The organism is Ohtaekwangia sp. (assembly GCF_036786105.1).
In the GTDB taxonomy this organism is placed as follows: Bacteria; Bacteroidota; Bacteroidia; order Cytophagales; family Cyclobacteriaceae; genus Ohtaekwangia.
The window spans coordinates 157,625-175,448 of the sequence record NZ_DAIQRQ010000001.1 but is presented as its reverse complement, the minus strand read 5'-3'; the positions used below and the strand labels follow the sequence as shown (position 1 = coordinate 175,448).

The following is a 17,824-nucleotide window of genomic DNA, read 5'->3' as shown; positions in this document are numbered from 1 at the left end:
AAGCTTGTTAATCCTGTTGCATCATTTTGGCTTCAATTGACTGTGTGGTGTGCGGCACTGCTATCAATCGCTCTTTTGGTATCAGCTTTCCTGTTACGGAGCAAATGCCATACGTACCATTCTTAATACGCACCAGGGCGTTTTCCAAATTGGTTATATACTTTTGCTGACGTGCTGCCAATTGGCTGAGGTTTTCTTTCTCTGCAGTTTCGGCACCATCTTCCAGCACTTTGGTATTTCCGCCAGAAGTGGCATCAGTACCCTCATCGTTATTGCGATTCAGCGTATCTTTTAAAATTTTATACTCTTCTTTCGCTTTGTCGAGCTTACGGTTAATGAGTCCTTCAAACTCCTTCAATTCTTCTTCAGAATATCTTGTTCTTTCATCACTGGATGCTACACCTTGTGCAGGCTTGTGAGCAATCGGTCTCTGGTTCGGCACGGGGAAAATATTTAATTGTGGAGGAGCGGGTTTTGATGCTGCTGTTATTGGCTTTGGTGGAGCCGCCACTGTTTTCTCTGTTTTTTTAGGAGCAACTTTTTCAGCCTTCTCTATTTTTCTTTCTACTTGTTCTACTTTCTTCGGGACAGGTGCTGCTGCTACTTTTTTGGGAGCCTCTTTTTTGGCTACTACTTTTTTAGGTGCCGGCGCTGTTTTTTTGGGAGGAGCTTTTTTTGCCACAACTTTTTTGGCCGGTACTTTCTTCGCTTTTGGAGGGGCAGCCTTCTTTACCTTAGCTGCAGGTTTCGCCTTAGCTGCCTTTTTAGCAGGTTTAGCGCTGGTCTTTTTATTCTTAGCCATATGGTTTTTTTCCCGTTTGGTAAAAGATGCGCAAAATTATGCGCTGACACACGAAAACAAAAAATATTGTCTAATTAATTCCCGAATCGCATTATAGCAGCAAATACCTACCTTTCCTAATCATTAACCCAATCTTATGAAAAGAATTTTACCCTGTTTTCTCCTGATAACAGGTATGGCCTGCAGCAATAGCACTGATAAAACCTCCTCGCTGGAAACAACTGCCGGACCTATAACGCTGGTGATACACGGCGGCGCTGGCACAATAAAACGTGAGAATATGACTCCCGAACGTGAGGCCGCGTATCATGCAGCATTACAGCAGGCACTCGACAGTGGCTATACCGTATTGGAACGTGGTGGTAAAAGTCTGGATGCAGTGATAGCAGCGATCAAAGTAATGGAAGATTCTCCGTTGTTCAACGCCGGTAAAGGAGCCGTATTTAACAGTGAAGGTAAGAATGAGCTCGATGCTTCGATTATGGATGGAAGCAACCTGATGGCTGGTGCCGTGGCTGGAGTTACTACTATAAAAAATCCGATCACAGCAGCTTATGCTGTAATGACAAAATCAGAACACGTGATGCTGATCGGTGCAGGTGCAGAGAAATTTGCCCGTGAACAAAACCTGCAGACTGTAGATCCATCATACTTCTTCGATTCGCTGCGCTATAAACAATGGATCAAAGCCAAAGAAGCTGAGACTGAAAAAGACAAGACCGCTGCAGAGATCGATCCTTATATTAAAGATAAAAAATTTGGTACCGTAGGAGCGGTTGCTTTAGACAAGTTTGGAAATATAGCAGCAGGTACATCAACCGGTGGCATGACAAACAAAAAATATGGTCGTGTGGGAGATGCTCCGATTATAGGAGCCGGCACCTATGCCGATAATACTTCATGCGGAGTTTCATCAACGGGATGGGGCGAATATTTTATACGACTTGCCGTAGCACATGATATAGCGGCATTGAAAAAATACTCCGGACTTTCTCTACAACAAGCGGCTGATAGTGTTGTGATGAAGAAGGTGCCAGCACTCGGTGGAGACGGTGGCATTATAGCGCTCGACCGGCAAGGGAACGTTTCCATGACGTTTAATACGGCTGGTATGTATCGTGGGTATATCAAGAAGAGAGGTGAAGGAAAAACCTTTATCTACAAGGATTGACCGATTTATAAAGATTACTTCAAACAGGCTGAGTTTGAGGCAGCTATAGAACCCTCCTGTAAAGTTATCCCTGTTATATATTCGCGATTAAATTGCTCGTCTCACGACTATATATTGTTGAAACAAAATGCCAGCCGGATTGTCCTTCGTTCCAAATTGGAAAGAACTAAAGATCCGGCCGGCAGGTTCTCACTTATCTATCTAGTTACCACTCTGCATATACTCTTCCGTGTGGTCTTTGTTGATCCAGGTATACAGGGAAATCATCATCGTAATAATTTACATTTACCTGCGCTGCCCGATATATATCTACACGATCCATACAAACAGGTCTGTTAACACTCACCGTCCAGTTTCTTCCTGAGAATGAAATAAATACCTGGCGGTGGCAATCGTAGTATACATCATAGTCGCGGTAGTATACATAGCGTGGGCGATCATAATAGTAATGATTCACGACTCTTGGTGCGGGAGCAGGACAGTAATGATGATATACCACTACATCTCTTCGATCGTGACGATCATAATGATCACGATAATCATGTCGGTCACGGTCATAATCGCGGTCATGGTTTCCATGTCCATAGCCGTTTCCCTGACCACCGCGATTATTATCGTGTTGATTGTGATCATGACCTCTTCGCTGTGCCTGTGCTGTTGTTACGGCTGCTATCAGAAACATTACCAGGGTTGCCTGTAAACCTAATCTTGTTTTCATATTTCAGGTTTTAAATATACCTGTCTGGTGTAAGGCAAACGCAATGCCAATTGCCGTTATCGCAGCAAGTGGCTGTTCTCTAGTAAATTATAAAATCATAGTGCAGTTTCATTCTTTTTCAACGTAGCGAGATATTCTACGAGATCAACCAGTTCCTGCTCGCTCATGGTAGCCTGCAGGTTAGAAGGCATCAGCGAACTTTCCAGCTTTGTTCTGCTGGCTATATTTTCCTTCAACACAGTTTGTTGATTGCTCATATACTGCATATCGATTTTGTCTTCCGTTTCTGAAACAATTCTTCCAAAAGCCGAAGAGCCATCGTGCAGCTTTATGCGCCAGGCTTCATAGCCAAAACTAATGCCCTGATCAGGATAAAGAATGGCAGTATATATACCTTCCTTCGGTAGCTTATCACCTATCTCACTCAGGTCTGGACCGAAACTTACTCCCACATTGTTTACCCGATGGCAGGCACTGCAAATCGTTTTGAAAACTTCTTTTCCTTTTGCAGCTTCCCCGTGTTTACCCAATAATACAGACACTGTTGGCAACGATGCTCCTTCTTTACTGCCGGGCAGTCGCAAGTATTTAGCGGCCTCCTCGCGAAGTGTCGCGCGCCATGCTGTTTGAAATACGCCAGCCGCTGCAGCCTGTAGTGTGATCGGAATTTTTTTCTCTTTGGCCAGTGCCAATAACCTGTCTTCAGATTCCCATGGGCCACCAAATGTTTTTACTGCCAGCTTTCGCAGTTCCATTTCTTTCGAAGTGTCCATCATCACGCGCTCCATAATAGCAATAGCTTTGGTATCGTACATATAGGGCTGCAATGCTTTGATCATGGCTTGCGCTTCATCGCGATCAGAAGTATTTAGCACGCGATTGATCAGGTCTATACGATTCCAGTCGAGCAGTGCTTTGATGGATTCTTTTCCCTTTGCACTATCCGGATACTGTATACTCAGTTGAAGAAGGTCCTGGGCACGATCCTGCAACTTGAAAGAAGATACCAGCTCAACAAATTCCAGTTTGCCTTTGTATCGATCCAATACTTTGTTCAATGCCTGTTTGATCGGCGGGGTTATGTTCAATTTGGATGCATCGATGTGTTTGAGTGCATACAACACCTTATCACCTTGCGTGTGCAGAACAAGTTGTGAAAGTACATCTTGTTTCGACCCGTCTTTATGAAAATCGAAAGCTCTGTAATACCGTAACATCGCTTTGTCATCTGAAGCTTTAATAAGTTCTGCCAATAGTGGTATGGCCGCACGGCTTCGGCTGCGCCACACAATATCGCTGTTGGCAGGTGTGTTCCATCTATTTCCTACTTTCTTTTTCCAGGAGTTAAAGTATAAATCTTCTGTAACGGAGGCACCGATGCCTAATGCTTCAAGATACCAGCGATCTTTACCATCGTACTGCAATGCGAGTTGTGTCCACAGATCAGCAGCTTCCGGTGTTGCGTTTCCGCGAAGCGCCAATGCTATTTCCCTTCTTACCTGTGCGGTCGAATCATTTACCAGCGGCCTCACAAGAGGAAGTATATCTTTCTTCAGCAACCTGGCAACGCGAATGCCTTCGATGCGGATGTTACTTTGCGGATCGGCAAGTGCCTGTGCTATATAGTGGTCACCTTTTGTTTCGAGTCTTGCCAGGAGCCAAAGTGCCTGCGCACGATGTCTCACATTATCAGATTTCCAGAGTTTTAATAAAGCACTTTCTGCTTTGTCCTGCATGGCAGCAATGGCCGTCCAGCCGATATAGCGCGTTGCCGGGTTAGGACTAAGCAAAGCTTTTACCGCACCATCCGGTGACGTAACATCAACAGCAGGAATGGTATAGGAAGCTTTTGGTTTTGCTATACGGTATATTCTTCCCCTATCCAGATCTTCCATTTGGTGGCCGCCTACACCCGGATCATACCAGTCTGCCACAAATAAAGATCCATCGGGCGCTACGGTTACATCTGCCGGACGAAACCACTGATCTTTCTGACCTTCGAGTATATTTACAATAGTAGCTTTATAACCAGCTCCATCATTTTGTACGGGATATGAACGCACTACATTATGACCGGGCTCCGCGTGAATAATCTGTCCATAAAAGGAAGAAGGCAACATATCACCTTCATACATCGTGATACCAGTTGGCGATCCGGCACCCGATTGTAAAAGATTAGGAACCACACCCGGATCATTTAAATGCCAATGGCGCAATGGAATTTCTTTTTCCATGTTGGTTCTTCGCTTGTGCCAGCTCGCTCCCGTCATTTCATCCTTATAGCCGAAGTTGCCATGCTCCATTACATAGTTAATGCGTGTGGCTTTATTACCATCGTCATCATTATCCGATTGCCAGATTGTTCCGAATGGATCAACCGTTAACTCATAGTTATTGCGGAAATTATTGGCGAGGACCTCCACCTCACTGCCATCGAGGTTGCAACGCAGTGCCAGGCCATCGCGATACGGTTTGCCATTGGCAACTACTTTATAGCCGAGCACATCGGTTACGGTATCGCCTTTCGCATCGACCAGCAACACACCTTCGTTGCCCATGTTGAAATATAGTTTGCCATCGGGCCCAAAGAGAAACGCATGTATAGCATGATCGTGCTGCACACCTTTTATGCCTTGAAACAAAATCTCTTTTTTGTCAGCAACGTCATCGCCATCCTCGTCTGTAAAAATAAAGACATGAGGACTGCATGATACAATCACTTTGTTACCCAGCACGCAGATACCAAGTGCTGCATTAACATCGGTGCCCTGATAAAATACTTTACTGTTATCGGCCTTGCCATCGCCATCTGTGTCTTCCAGAATCATAATGCGATCGCCTTCTTTCTTTACCGGATTTTCAGGATTTTGCTGATTGCGATAATTGTAGGCTTCGCATATCCACACACGTCCCTTCGCATCTATATCCATGTTCGTTGGGTTGCTAAACATGGGCTCGGAAGCAAACAATGTTACTTCGAGTCCATCGAGAACTTTCAGATCAGCGAGTGAAGCTTCCGGTGAGCGTTCATCGTTTGATGGTGTTGTTTTTTTGGATGAACATGAGGAGACCACTAATAACACGATCACCACTATACCAACGTGATATTTCATAAGGGGGCAATGCTAAAATTGCTAAAAGATAAAGAGGTTTTGCCTATTAACTATCCTGCAAAAAAGCTGCAGATTATCTTTCTTTGTCTTTCGAAAGATCGGTGAATAAGCTGTTGAAAACAGAAAGTATCAGGCTGAATGCTAATGCCCACCAGAACCCATCTACGCGAAAACCCGGCACGAAGTAATCTACCAGCATGATGATGAGTGCATTGATCACAAGCAGAAACAATCCGAGTGTGAAAATGGTGATGGGAATAGTGAAGATGATGAGAACAGGTTTTACAATAGCATTGGCAATGGCCAGCACAGCCGCCACCAGCAATGCATGACCGTAATGTTCTACATGAACCCCGGGCAAGAGGTAAGACGTTAAAAGTACAGCGAGGCCAGACAGCAGAAATCGCACAATTCCGTTCATTTTGAATGCATTAAATTTTGATTGAATTTCTGCTTTTACCTTAACAAGTCAAATTTTAAATTTCGACCATGTACGCGATAGTTGATATTGAAACGACCGGAGGATATGCGGCAAACCATCGCATTACAGAAATTGCTGTTTACCTGCATGACGGCATCCAGATAACAGACACGTACCATACGCTGATAAATCCGGGAAGAAATATTCCGTTTTATATAACCGGCTTAACCGGAATTACCACGGAGATGGTGCTGGATGCTCCAACTTTTGAGGAGATTGCCGAAACTGTTTTTAACCTGATTGACGGAAAAGTATTTGTAGCACACAACGCGCATTTCGACTATTCTTTTCTGAAGCGCGAGTTTGAGTTGGCGGGTATAAACTGGCAGTCAAAAAAATTGTGTACAGTCCGCCTCAGCCGCAAAATTATACCCGGACTTCGCTCCTATAGTTTGGGAACATTGTCTGAAAGTCTTGGTATCCAGATTTCGAACCGCCACCGCGCCCATGGTGATGCACATGCTACTGTAAAAATTTTCGATCAGTTACTAAGGCGCGATCGCGATAACTACATCGCTAAGGCGTTGAAGAAAAATTCAGGAGAAACCATTCTTCCACCCAATCTTCCAAAGGAGGAGTTCGACAAACTTCCGGCACAACCTGGAGTTTATTATTTCCACAATGCACGTGGCCAGGTTATTTATGTTGGTAAGGCCATCAACATCAAGAAGAGAATTGCCGGACATTTTACCGGTGATGCGCGCGAGTGGAGTCGCTCGAAGATCAGAAATGAAATTCATCATATCAGCTACGAGCTAACCGGCAATGAACTGATTGCGTTGATACTCGAGTCGCAGGAAATACGAAGACTGTGGCCCAAGTATAATCAGGCTCAAAAGTATAAAGTTGAAGAGTGGGGCATTTTTGAATACGAAGATCGCAATGGCTATTTGCGTTTTTCGGTAAACATGGTTACACGTGGCTCACAGCCGTTGATCCGCTTCAGCACCAAAGGTGATGCCTGGAATTTTTTATGGGAGAAAGTGCGCGAATTTGATTTGTGCCCCAAACTCTGCGGGCTACAGCTTGCAAAGGGATTGTGTTTCAATTATCAAACCGGTGAGTGCCACGGTGCATGCGAAGGTGTGGAGACTGTGAAGCGATATAACAAACGGATATATAAAGCAATTGATACCTTTAAAGTTGCCGGTAATTCAGCGGCAATTATAGGGCGGGGAAGAAATACAGAAGAGCAGTCTGTAGTGCTTGTAGACAAAGGCACTTACTATGGTTTCGGATATATAGGCAAAGATGTATCAATCGTTGACTTTGAGTCGGCCCGAAGCTATGTTCGTTCGAGCACCGAAACACCTACGGTTCAAAATCTTATCAATTCATACCTCACCAACCCGAGAGGAACTGAGGTGGTAGTATTCTGATGAAATATATAGTGTGGCAAACAACACCCAGCCACATACATACTCAACATGTTAAGGCAGGCGTTGTAGCGACTCATAAACTTTTGATTCTATTGACATGAAGCAACTCTTCTTTTTACTTACGTTCTTGTCTTACTTCACACTATTGAGCGCACAGACAAAACCTGAAATCGCTTTTACACTGGAAGAAAAAAATCTTATCCCGGAAGGCATTGCCTACAATGCGGTTGATAAGTCGTTTTACGTGGGCAGCATTTACAAAAAGAAAATTGTACAGATAACAGCCGATGGAAAAGTGAGTGATTTCATTTCATCTGGCGCAGACGAAATTGAGCAGGTGCTGGGAATGAAGGTTGATGCAAGAGGTTTTCTGTGGGCTTGCAACAACACTTCGGAACACGACACCGTTAATCGCATTTCGAACGTGCATGTATATGATCTGCACACAAAGAAAATGGTGAAGCGATTTAAACTGGTGGATGATCGCGTTCACTTATTTAATGATCTTTATATTACCAAGAATGGCGATGTTTTTATAACCGATACACAAGCAAGCATGCTCTGGGTTGTTCGCAGAGACAGCAAAACGCTGGAAGAATTTACAAAGCCGGGAAGTTTAATGTGGGCCAATGGTATAACCGCTTCGCAAGATGAAAAGCATTTGCTGGTAAGCACAACCGGTTCGCTGGGTATTGCTATGGTTGATATACAGACAAAAGCAATCACACCTTTGTTGAACGACCGTTATAGGATGATGGGATTCGATGGCTTGTATCGTTACAACAACATTTTGATTGGCGTGCAGAATACGTTCTTCCCGGAGTCTATTCAGAAAATTGTAATGACACCAGATAACAGGCGAGCTGAGAAGGTTGACTTTCTAGGCGAATCTGATTCGTTGTTCAATATCCCTACCACAGGTGTATTGGCCGATGGCTACTTCTACTTTATTGCCAACAGCCAGTTATTGCAGATTATCGGCTCCAGCCAGGGAAAAATAAAGGACCCTGAAAAGTTGGAGGACATTATTATCATGAAGATAAAATTGAATGAGGTGTATTGACAATCCGATTGATCCTGTAATTTGCCACCCAACTCATAATAACCGGACATGATCAAAGAATACATTTCCTCAAACAAGGATCGCTTTCTGACTGAGCTTTTTGATTGGTTGCGCATTCCTTCCATCAGTGCCGATAGTCGCAATAAGCAAGACGTTCGCAGGGCTGCTGAGTTCTTGAAAGAAAAACTTACCGCTGCGGGTGTAGACTCTGTAGAGATCTGCGAAACGAAAGGCCACCCGATTGTATATGCTGAGAAGATCGTGAATCCTTCCCTTCCTACTATCCTGGTATATGGACACTACGATGTGCAGCCGGCCGATCCTATAAATTTATGGGACTCTCCTCCGTTCGAACCGGTTATTAAAGACGATAAGATCTTTGCACGCGGTGCCTGCGATGACAAAGGCCAGGTATATATGCATGTAAAGGCTTTCGAAGCCATGATGAAGCTTAACCTTTTACCCTGCAATGTAAAGTTCATGGTAGAAGGCGAAGAAGAAGTTGGCTCCGATAACCTGGGCGTGTTTGTAAAAGAAAACAAGGCAAGATTAAAAGCAGATATTATTCTTATTTCTGATACAGCGTTGATATCGCTGGAGCATCCTTCTATCACCACGGGGCTACGTGGATTGAGTTATATGGAGGTAGAAGTAACCGGTCCTAACCGGGATCTGCATTCAGGTGTATATGGTGGTGCCGTGGCAAACCCGATCAATACATTGTGCAGCATGATTGCTTCGCTGCATGATGACAAGGGAAGAGTTACCGTAAAAGGTTTCTACGACAAAGTTGCTGAGTTAACTGCAGCGCAACGTGAAGCGCTCAATAAAGCTCCTTTCGATTTGGAAGAGTATAAAAAAGAACTGGGTATAGATGAGATAAAAGGTGAAGAGGGATATACCACGCTGGAGCGAACTGGCGTGCGCCCAACTTTAGATGTAAATGGCATTTGGGGAGGATATACTGGCGAAGGTGCCAAAACGGTTCTTCCATCAAAAGCACATGCTAAAATATCCATGCGCCTGGTGCCAAACCAGGTAAGTGCCGAGATTACCGAGTTGTTCACAAAACACTTTGAATCGATAGCACCAAAATATGTGAAGGTAAAAGTAACGGCACATCACGGTGGCGAACCGGCTGTTACGCAAACAGATTCTGCTGCCTATAAAGCTGCCAGCAAAGCATTCGAAGAAGTGTTCGGCAAAAGTCCTATCCCGACTCGCGATGGTGGAAGTATACCAATCGTTGCTCTCTTTAAGAAAGAATTAGGACTAGATACTGTGTTGATGGGCTTTGGTCTTGACAGCGATGCTATACATTCTCCCAATGAACATTATGGTGTTAATAACTTCCTGTTGGGTGTAGAAACCATTGTAGCATTCTACAAACACTTTGCAAAGAAATGACAATGCAACAGAAGGTATATAATAAAGTAAAGGTGCAGTAAAAACTGCACCTTTGTTGTTTATTAGCCGCCAACGTTTATTAAAACAAACTGAGATTTCCTCCTCTTCTGAACTTGGTCAAATCTATAGCAGGCATTATTTTGCCGGCAAAGTATTTTTTCTTGGATACAGCAAACAGTTGATGTATCGCTTCTGCAAAGTTACCTTCACCCGTCATGCGCCTTCCAAATTGTGAATCATTTACATTGCCTCCATGCATCTCGCATATCTGATGCCACACCTTTTCAAAGCGATCCGGAAAATTCTTTCGCAGCCAGTCTTCGAATATCTTTCCAATAGAACCATTCAAACGCACCACTGTCATACCGGCACCCAATGCTCCGCGGTCACTTGCTGCTTTTAATATCTGCGGTATTTCGTGATGATTAAGGCCCGGTATTATCGGCGCGTTCATAATGCCCACCGGTATACCTGCATTCGACAAAGTCTCTACTGTTTGTAGTCGCTTGGCAGCACTGGCCGTTCTGGGCTCCATCACTCTCCGCAGGTCTTCATCCAGTGTGGTAATTGATATATATACATGCACCAGGTTATCCTGCGCGAGATCTTTTAGTAAGTCTATGTCGCGTAGCACGAGACTGTTTTTGGTAATCATTCCCAACGGATGCCGGTAACGTGCAAAGATCTTGAGCATACCTCGGGTAAGCTCGTACTTCCTTTCCAACGGCTGATAGCAATCCGTATTTCCGGATACACTGATCGGCACAGCCTGCCAATTGGGATGGAGTATAAATTTCTCCAACAACTTTGGTGCATCTTTCTTTACAATGATTTTGCTTTCAAAATCAAGCCCCGCATTAAATCCCCAATATTCATGTGTATTGCGGGCATAACAGTAAATACATCCATGCTCACATCCCTGATATGGATTGGAGGAATACATCATGCGAAGATCAGGACTATCCACCTTGTTCACGATCTTCTTGGACTTCTCAAAAAATACCTGTGTTGTTGGTGCTGAGAACAATGGCTCATCCAAGCCTTCAATATGTTCAGTGACATATTCGGCCTTCAAAAATTTGTTAACGGTTTTAATCTGCGCTCCCCGGCCTTTGAAATATTCTTCTTCCATAAAAGCCTCCCTCTCTTTTTAATCACATCACATAGTTACTAATTATTTTAGTTATCAACACTAAAATAATTAGTTAATTTTTTCAGGCTGATTTTATGGACTATTTTCGCTCACAATTCAGCGATTTGTTAAGCTATCAATTCACTCCTGTTCAGGAATTTCATCATCCTGTTTTGCACGAAGCAGGTGTGCGTTTAATCATCAAACGCGAAGACCTCAATCATCCTCTCATTTCCGGAAATAAATGGTGGAAACTCAAATACAATCTGGAAGAAGCGCATCGCCAGAAACAAAAGACATTGCTCACGTTTGGTGGCGCTTTCTCGAATCACGTTTACGCCACAGCTGCCGCTGCACGTGAAGCAGGATTTGGAAGCATTGGCATTATTCGTGGAGAAGAAGTTTTACCGCTCAACGCAACGTTGCGTTTCGCACAGTCGTGCGGCATGAAGCTATATTTCATTTCACGCGAAGCCTATAGAAAAAAAAGCGAAGCTGATTTTATAGCAGATCTCGGTGAGCGCTTTGGTAATTTTTATCTGATACCGGAAGGTGGCTCTAATGCATTGGCTGTAAAAGGAAGTGCAGAGTTCACACTAACGCTTTCCTCTTTATCATACGACTACTTGTATCTCGCCGCGGGTACTGGCGGAACGATAGCGGGTATCATTGCAGGCACCGATGCCGCCAAACAGATTGTTGGTGTCAGTGCATTAAAAGGAAATTTCCTTCAGCAGGAAGTCGAAGGTCTTTTACACGTCTACGAAAAAGCTGAAGGTATTTCTGTCAATAATAAGAACTGGAATATACTGAACAACTATCATCATGGAGGCTATGCCAAGGTAACACCTGCATTGCTTGCCTTTATCAAAGAGACTAAGGAATCTTATAACCTTCCCCTCGACCCTATCTATACCGGTAAAGTATTGTGGGCTATACTGGAAGAAGCAAAGGCAGGCCTATTCAGAAAAGGCTCTACAATACTGATGATCCACACGGGAGGATTGCAGGGAACTGCTGCATACGAAGAGCTTCTTGTATAATTATATCAACATCATAATCGCTGCTACCAGTGTCATGCCGATAATAAACAAGCGGTAGATCCGCTCCGGTATATTTTTCACAATCAATATCCCAATGAATGCACCTATACCAATTAAAGGTAGTGCTATCAGGTCAAGCAAAAATGAATTCCACGATATAGTATGCCACGCAAAAACGTGGAACGGAACCTTGAACCAGTTCATCACCATAAAGAACCACGCGGTAGTTCCTATAAAGGCATCCTTAGGGAGACGCATGGAAAGGAAATATACTGCCATTACCGAGCTTGCCAAATTTCCCACCATGGAAGTAAACCCCCCTGCTGTTCCGGTAACAGCCGCAAACGGTTTGTTGTCGGGTATATCTTCTTTATGTTGTTCGAGCCATAACATAATTACTACACTCGCCATGATGGTTACGGCCATGATCATTCTGAAAATATGATCATCGATCATACTCCCGACTATAGTTCCCACAATTGTACCGACTACAGCCCACGGAAAAAGTTTCTTAAGGTGTACCCACGATGCATGACGATGGTAGTACCATACGCCGATCACATCGGCTATACATAATATGGGCAGCATAATGCCACTGGAAAGCTGACCACCAAAAACGGAAGCCAGCAACGGCACAGAGATCATACCCGTACCATGCACACCCGTCTTGGACATGCCGACAAAGATTGCCACCAATAAAAATATAAGTAAATCTGATGATGAGAGCTGGAAGGAGAAAAGCGCTATCAAACTATACTTAGTTAAGAGGCCTGGTTGAAAAGACTGTTCAGCTCCAGATCAATCTTGCTTACAATGTGAGCAAAGTCATCGATTCTTGTTACAAAGTCAAGGTTATTAACATCAATCACCAACAGTTTGCCGGATGTATAGTTATTGATCCATTGTTCGTAGTGTTCGTTGAGATTGCGCAGGTAATCTATTCGAATGGCATACTCGTAATCACGTCCACGCTTTTCAATCTGGCGAACCAGCTTTGGTATATCGGCCTTAAGGTATATGAGCAGATCGGGCGGCTGCACATAGGCAATCATCGAATGAAATGTGTCGAGGTAACTTTGAAAGTCACGCTCCGACATAAATCCGCTGCTGTGAAGATTCGTTGCAAAGATATAGGCATCTTCATAGATCGTTCGGTCTTGCACCGTAGTCTTGTCGTTTGTAGCGCGTATTTTATTTACCTGCTTGAAACGGCTGTTGAGAAAATACATCTGCACATGAAATGCCCAGCGATTCATGTCGCCATAAAAATCTCTCAGATATGGATTATCATCGACCGACTCCAGCAGCGCCTGCCATCCATAATGTTTGGAGAGCTTTTGAGCGAGGGTAGTTTTTCCAGATCCGATATTTCCGCAGATAGCAATATGTTGTGGTTGCACGACTTTGGTTTTTGCATGTGAAGGTAGTGGAAAAATACCGCTGGCTGCAAACCGCACACCACGCGATGAAAGTCGTAACGCTTATGAAAATAATGTCTTCATTTTAGGAAAATATGTATTTTAGATTTTCACATACGCTCATTGCTGGTAATGAAAGGCGGTGTGATTTATTCGAAACAATAGCAAAATACTATAGCCAGTTTTTTCTCTTAAAGTACCACAAAAAGGCCAACGATGAAATAATCATCAACCCTATGGCCATAGGATAACCTCCGAGCAACTCCAGTTCAGGCATGTGTTTAAAGTTCATACCATATATACTGGCAATCAAAGTAGGCGGCATAAACACTACAGTAACAACCGTGAAAATCTTAATCACAGTGTTCTGCTCAATATTTACAAGACCGAGAAATGTATTCTGCAAATATTCCAGACGCTCAGAACTGAACTGTGCATGCTGAAGCAGTGAGCCAATATCTTTAATAATGATCTTCAATCGCTCGTTCTCCATTTTGTTGAACTCCGGAATGCGAATAAGCGAGCTTACCACACGCTGTTTTTCTGTGATTGTCTCATGTAATACCATTGTGTTCTCCTGCAACTGTGCTATACCGAGCAGCAAATCTTCTTTTAATGATTTACGTGCTATCAAATCCTTACTGATGCCATTCAGTTTTCGGTTAATACCTTCAATAAGATCGGCATCGCTATCAATGCGTGTTTCAAGAATGGTGAGGAAAACATCAAGGCCATGTTCTTTTGCTTCAGCATTCATCGTCTTCATGCGGCGAACTGTTTCAGCAAAAATTTTCAGATCGCCCTGCCGATAGGTAAAGAGTACACGGTTCTTGAGAATGAACGTAACGTTTTGAATTGATAACTCTGCCTCCTGGTTGGATACAAAGGTAAGGTTGATCTCTGTAGTCTCATCCGTTTCCAGAAAGCGCGAACTACTCTCGATCTCCTGCACTTCCTGATATGTAAAGAATTCGATCTTGTAATTCTTCTCAATAAATTCCTTCTCATCCTGCGTAGGTGCCTGCAAGTCGATCCAGATGATATCCGAAAGTTTCACAATCTGTTCGCGCGGCAGATTTTTGAACTGCTCCAGCTTTCCCTGCCTGATTGTATAGACCCTGATCATAAACTATTATAGCGCTGCAAATTAAAGCATCCCCGTGAATAAAATGTGGCGGCAAGTTTAAGTCTGCCGGTGTTTATGCAAAAACTTATTCCCAACATCCCCTGTATTTCTTAGAAAACGATTTATATTTCCATTCCCTGCAACGTTGCTCAACGGCTTCCATTCCGTTTGTATAACACAATAAAAATCACTCTAAACCCCATATTCAAAATGAAACACGTTTTAATGCTTGCTATGCTGCTTAGCAGCACATGCTCATTTGCTCAATTGGCAAAAGGAAATCTTCAACTTGGTGGTTCGCTATCTTATACGAACCAGAAAAATGATCAATACGACTACTATCCTGGTTTACCCTATAGCATCAAAAGCACCTCTTTTGCATTATCTCCACGTGCTGGTTTATTTTTCTCAGATAAGTCGGTAGTGGGATTGTCTCTTTCTTTTACATCCACTACGAACACATCAGAGTTCTCAGGATTGGACAAAAACCAATCAAAAAATAGCCTCTTCTCGATCACACCTTATTATCGACACTATAAATCTCTGGGGGAGCACGCTGCATTCTTTTTTCAGGGAGATGCATCTATTGGTTTTGGAAAATACAAACCTGAAGGAGCGTCTTATGATACATTCTATTATGGCGTTGGTGTAAGGCCAGGCGTTGCTTTATTTCTCTCTGAAAAGTGGGCATTAGAAGCAACGTATGGATCGCTGTCCTATCAGTCAACCAAGTATACTCCCGATGGTTCGGATAATAATCGCACCAGTAATTCATTCGGATTGAATCTCAACTGGTTAACCCTGGCTTTTGGCGTGCAATATTTCATTGCCCGCTAACAAAAAAGAACCCGGGCGATATACACCGTCCGGGTTACTTTCAACCTGTAAACTGTAAGTTCTTATTTAATCGTGGTCTTCAGCATCAGCTTTCTCAAGCTCTTCATCAACGATCTTTTCGATCACCTCGCGCTGTCGCTCATCAATAGTCTTATCAACTTTGGCCTGCTTCTTCATAAAGCGCAGCATCGCATTTTTCTTTATCTCATAGGCAATGAATACGGTATATTCTTTTGTCTTTTCATTGTAATATTTCTTCTCATCCATCTTGCGCAGATCAGCAAGGTTTGTATTCATAACCTGACGTACCAGGCTTTGAAATTTATCGGCAACATCGGCAGCCTTTTCGTTTTCGGTTTGCCCTAAGTATTGATCCGCTACTTGCTTCATGGTGGTGTTCACCTGTCCGCCAAGTTCAGCCTTGGCCTCTATATCAGCCTTGCTGCGTGCAATGTTATCCTGCGAGCTGGTACCCTTGCCGGTACCGCGCCAAAAACGGTTGTTCGATTCATAAGCATTTCCCTGAAAGGGTTCTTTTACCTTGGTTCCATAAGGGCTTGACGCACAGGAAGCCAGGATAACGGAGGTTATCAGAACAGTGAGTAGGTTATGCAATTTCATAGACTGAATTTGTTAACACTAAAAGTACGAAAAATTGTGCCAGTCCTGATGGGAAGCGTTAACCGTTACAATGTTAATCGTTATCCGGGACCGTCTATTAACGGTTAACCTGTAACAGATAACGGTAACAGTTTTGATGGGTGAAAATTTTACAGTATCTCGCAGAAACATTTAATTAGCATTCATTGTAATAGATGATATCTGCATTATAAAAAGCTCTCTGCCTTTGACTTTCCACGATTTTAATTTTGATGAAAAGCTTGTTGATGGACTCGATTCCATGGGATATAGCAAACCTACGCCCATACAAGAGCAAGCGATACCGGTAATTCTGAACAATCATGATCTGATTGCCTGCGCACAAACGGGTACCGGAAAAACAGCAGCCTATATCTTGCCGGTATTGAATAAAATAGTTCATGCCCAAACACGACATCTCAACACACTGGTAATCGCTCCTACACGCGAGCTTGCCCAGCAGATAGATCAACAAATAGAAGGGTTCGCATATTTTCTGGGCGTAAGCTCGTTGCCGATTTATGGTGGTGGCGATGGTGCCACGTGGGATCAGCAGCGCAAGGCGCTGGAAGAAGGTGCCGATGTTATTATTGCCACACCCGGTCGCCTCATCGCATTACTGGCTGCAGGCACAATCAAATTTGATCATTTACAACATTTGATCCTCGATGAAGCCGATCGTATGCTCGACATGGGCTTCTATGACGACATCATTAAAATCATCAAATATCTTCCTGCCGAGCGGCAAACGCTTTTGTTCTCGGCTACGATGCCTCCTAAAATACGGACCCTGGCGAACAAGATTTTGCGCAATCCGCAGGAGATCAACATTGCTATTGCCAAACCGGCAGCAGGTATATCGCAGCAAGCGTACGTGGTACATGATGCACAGAAAGGCGCTATACTCAAGCATGTACTTAAAACCGTGCCTTGGAAAAGTGTGATCATCTTTGCCTCCACCAAAGAAACAGTCAAGAAACTTGACATAGCCTTTCAACGCGGTGGGCTGCCGGCACGCGCCTTTCACTCCGATCTGGAGCAACAGGAACGCGAAGAGATCCTTCGGGCTTTCAAGAACAAGCAGGTAAATATGCTTATCGGCACCGATGTTTTATCACGTGGTATAGATGTAGAAGGGATCAGTCTCGTAATTAATTGGGATGTACCTCCGGATCCGGAAGACTATGTGCATCGCATTGGAAGAACTGCCCGCGCAGAAACTACCGGTACTGCCGTAACGCTTATCAATGAAAAAGATCAGCGCAAATTCCTGAGTATTGAAAATCTAATCGGCGATGTAATTCCTAAAAACCCATTGCCCCCGGAAGTTGGCGAGGGGCCAATATATAATCCGGAGGTTAAGAAAAAAGGGAACTTCAAAAAGAGGAACTTTAAACCTGGCTTCAAAAAGAAGAAATAGTTTGTTTCCTGCATTCCTATAACTGCTATCGGAGACAGAAATCATAGATATGAATACAAATCCCTTTGTGGAACT

General features: G+C 43.6%; 16 protein-coding genes. 7 read left to right on the top strand and 9 right to left on the bottom strand.

Annotated elements, in window-relative coordinates:
- Nucleotides 1-7 precede the first annotated feature (7 nt).
- Nucleotides 8-424 (bottom strand): TraR/DksA family transcriptional regulator, encoded by a 417-nt coding sequence (locus tag V7Q33_RS00785; protein ID WP_331979055.1) that lies wholly within the window; start codon nucleotides 422-424, stop codon nucleotides 8-10.
- A gap of 514 nt (nucleotides 425-938) precedes the next feature.
- On the opposite strand from V7Q33_RS00785, the gene V7Q33_RS00780 reads away from it, so the two are divergent.
- Nucleotides 939-1,973 carry an isoaspartyl peptidase/L-asparaginase family protein gene (locus V7Q33_RS00780; protein WP_442945877.1) on the top strand — a complete coding sequence of 345 codons (1,035 nt, stop codon included), beginning with the start codon at nucleotides 939-941 and terminating at the stop codon, nucleotides 1,971-1,973.
- 205 nt (nucleotides 1,974-2,178) lie between these two features.
- On the opposite strand, the gene V7Q33_RS00775 is transcribed toward V7Q33_RS00780, so the two are convergent.
- From V7Q33_RS00775 to V7Q33_RS00765, 3 genes are all read right to left on the bottom strand, one after another.
- Nucleotides 2,179-2,691: a hypothetical protein gene (locus V7Q33_RS00775; RefSeq protein WP_331978968.1), complete on the bottom strand. Its 513-nt coding sequence runs from the start codon at nucleotides 2,689-2,691 to the stop codon at nucleotides 2,179-2,181.
- A gap of 95 nt (nucleotides 2,692-2,786) precedes the next feature.
- Nucleotides 2,787-5,804: a PVC-type heme-binding CxxCH protein gene (locus tag V7Q33_RS00770; protein ID WP_333818598.1), complete on the bottom strand. Its 3,018-nt coding sequence runs from the start codon at nucleotides 5,802-5,804 to the stop codon at nucleotides 2,787-2,789.
- Nucleotides 5,805-5,877: 73 nt separating this feature from the next.
- Nucleotides 5,878-6,225, bottom strand: coding sequence for a phage holin family protein (locus V7Q33_RS00765; protein WP_331978964.1), 348 nt, complete (start codon nucleotides 6,223-6,225; stop codon nucleotides 5,878-5,880).
- 68 nt (nucleotides 6,226-6,293) lie between these two features.
- On the opposite strand from V7Q33_RS00765, the gene V7Q33_RS00760 reads away from it, so the two are divergent.
- The 3 genes from V7Q33_RS00760 to V7Q33_RS00750 all read left to right on the top strand — a co-directional run bounded on the left by V7Q33_RS00760 (nucleotide 6,294) and on the right by V7Q33_RS00750 (nucleotide 10,134).
- On the top strand, nucleotides 6,294-7,664 hold the full coding sequence (locus V7Q33_RS00760; protein ID WP_331978962.1) for an exonuclease domain-containing protein: 1,371 nt from the start codon (nucleotides 6,294-6,296) through the stop codon (nucleotides 7,662-7,664).
- Nucleotides 7,665-7,761: 97 nt separating this feature from the next.
- Nucleotides 7,762-8,727, top strand: coding sequence for an SMP-30/gluconolactonase/LRE family protein (locus V7Q33_RS00755; RefSeq protein WP_331978960.1), 966 nt, complete (start codon nucleotides 7,762-7,764; stop codon nucleotides 8,725-8,727).
- A 48-nt stretch (nucleotides 8,728-8,775) separates the two neighbouring features.
- On the top strand, nucleotides 8,776-10,134 hold the full coding sequence (locus V7Q33_RS00750; protein ID WP_333818597.1) for a dipeptidase: 1,359 nt from the start codon (nucleotides 8,776-8,778) through the stop codon (nucleotides 10,132-10,134).
- Nucleotides 10,135-10,213: 79 nt separating this feature from the next.
- Here V7Q33_RS00750 and V7Q33_RS00745 read toward each other — a convergent pair whose 3' ends face one another.
- Nucleotides 10,214-11,266, bottom strand: a complete 1,053-nt coding sequence (locus V7Q33_RS00745; protein ID WP_331978956.1) for a PA0069 family radical SAM protein — start codon at nucleotides 11,264-11,266, stop codon at nucleotides 10,214-10,216.
- 95 nt (nucleotides 11,267-11,361) lie between these two features.
- On the opposite strand from V7Q33_RS00745, the gene V7Q33_RS00740 reads away from it, so the two are divergent.
- A complete protein-coding gene (locus tag V7Q33_RS00740) occupies nucleotides 11,362-12,309 on the top strand; it encodes a 1-aminocyclopropane-1-carboxylate deaminase/D-cysteine desulfhydrase (protein WP_333818596.1) in 948 nt (315 codons plus the stop codon).
- Here the strand turns inward: V7Q33_RS00740 and V7Q33_RS00735 are convergent, their stop codons facing one another.
- The 3 genes from V7Q33_RS00735 to corA form a co-directional block, all read right to left on the bottom strand.
- Complete coding sequence (locus tag V7Q33_RS00735; protein WP_333818620.1) at nucleotides 12,310-13,002, bottom strand: sulfite exporter TauE/SafE family protein; 693 nt, start codon at nucleotides 13,000-13,002, stop codon at nucleotides 12,310-12,312.
- A gap of 68 nt (nucleotides 13,003-13,070) precedes the next feature.
- Complete coding sequence (locus V7Q33_RS00730; protein ID WP_333818595.1) at nucleotides 13,071-13,709, bottom strand: deoxynucleoside kinase; 639 nt, start codon at nucleotides 13,707-13,709, stop codon at nucleotides 13,071-13,073.
- Between the two features lie 190 nt (nucleotides 13,710-13,899).
- A complete protein-coding gene (gene corA, locus V7Q33_RS00725; RefSeq protein WP_331978950.1) occupies nucleotides 13,900-14,853 on the bottom strand; it encodes a magnesium/cobalt transporter CorA in 954 nt (317 codons plus the stop codon).
- A 210-nt stretch (nucleotides 14,854-15,063) separates the two neighbouring features.
- Between corA and V7Q33_RS00720 the strand changes: the two genes are divergently transcribed.
- A complete protein-coding gene (locus V7Q33_RS00720) occupies nucleotides 15,064-15,690 on the top strand; it encodes an outer membrane beta-barrel protein (RefSeq protein ID WP_333818594.1) in 627 nt (208 codons plus the stop codon).
- Nucleotides 15,691-15,756: 66 nt separating this feature from the next.
- On the opposite strand, the gene V7Q33_RS00715 is transcribed toward V7Q33_RS00720, so the two are convergent.
- The gene (locus V7Q33_RS00715) at nucleotides 15,757-16,311 is read right to left on the bottom strand and encodes a hypothetical protein (RefSeq protein WP_331978946.1); all 555 of its coding nucleotides are present in this window, start codon (nucleotides 16,309-16,311) and stop codon (nucleotides 15,757-15,759) included.
- Between the two features lie 226 nt (nucleotides 16,312-16,537).
- Here V7Q33_RS00715 and V7Q33_RS00710 point away from each other — a divergent pair, with 226 nt between their 5' ends.
- On the top strand, nucleotides 16,538-17,749 hold the full coding sequence (locus V7Q33_RS00710; protein WP_331978944.1) for a DEAD/DEAH box helicase: 1,212 nt from the start codon (nucleotides 16,538-16,540) through the stop codon (nucleotides 17,747-17,749).
- Nucleotides 17,750-17,824 lie beyond the last annotated feature (75 nt).

Excerpts from the sequence above, each read along its gene's own strand:
- V7Q33_RS00780 (WP_442945877.1), top strand. The coding sequence starts at position 939 with ATGAAAAGAATTTTACCCTGTTTTCTCCTGATAACAGGTATGGCCTGC.
- V7Q33_RS00775 (WP_331978968.1), bottom strand. The coding sequence starts at position 2,691 with ATGAAAACAAGATTAGGTTTACAGGCAACCCTGGTAATGTTTCTGATA.
- V7Q33_RS00770 (WP_333818598.1), bottom strand. The coding sequence starts at position 5,804 with ATGAAATATCACGTTGGTATAGTGGTGATCGTGTTATTAGTGGTCTCC.
- V7Q33_RS00765 (WP_331978964.1), bottom strand. The coding sequence starts at position 6,225 with ATGAACGGAATTGTGCGATTTCTGCTGTCTGGCCTCGCTGTACTTTTA.
- V7Q33_RS00760 (WP_331978962.1), top strand. The coding sequence starts at position 6,294 with ATGTACGCGATAGTTGATATTGAAACGACCGGAGGATATGCGGCAAAC.
- V7Q33_RS00755 (WP_331978960.1), top strand. The coding sequence starts at position 7,762 with ATGAAGCAACTCTTCTTTTTACTTACGTTCTTGTCTTACTTCACACTA.
- V7Q33_RS00750 (WP_333818597.1), top strand. The coding sequence starts at position 8,776 with ATGATCAAAGAATACATTTCCTCAAACAAGGATCGCTTTCTGACTGAG.
- V7Q33_RS00745 (WP_331978956.1), bottom strand. The coding sequence starts at position 11,266 with ATGGAAGAAGAATATTTCAAAGGCCGGGGAGCGCAGATTAAAACCGTT.
- V7Q33_RS00740 (WP_333818596.1), top strand. The coding sequence starts at position 11,362 with ATGGACTATTTTCGCTCACAATTCAGCGATTTGTTAAGCTATCAATTC.
- corA (WP_331978950.1), bottom strand. The coding sequence starts at position 14,853 with ATGATCAGGGTCTATACAATCAGGCAGGGAAAGCTGGAGCAGTTCAAA.
- V7Q33_RS00720 (WP_333818594.1), top strand. The coding sequence starts at position 15,064 with ATGAAACACGTTTTAATGCTTGCTATGCTGCTTAGCAGCACATGCTCA.
- V7Q33_RS00715 (WP_331978946.1), bottom strand. The coding sequence starts at position 16,311 with ATGAAATTGCATAACCTACTCACTGTTCTGATAACCTCCGTTATCCTG.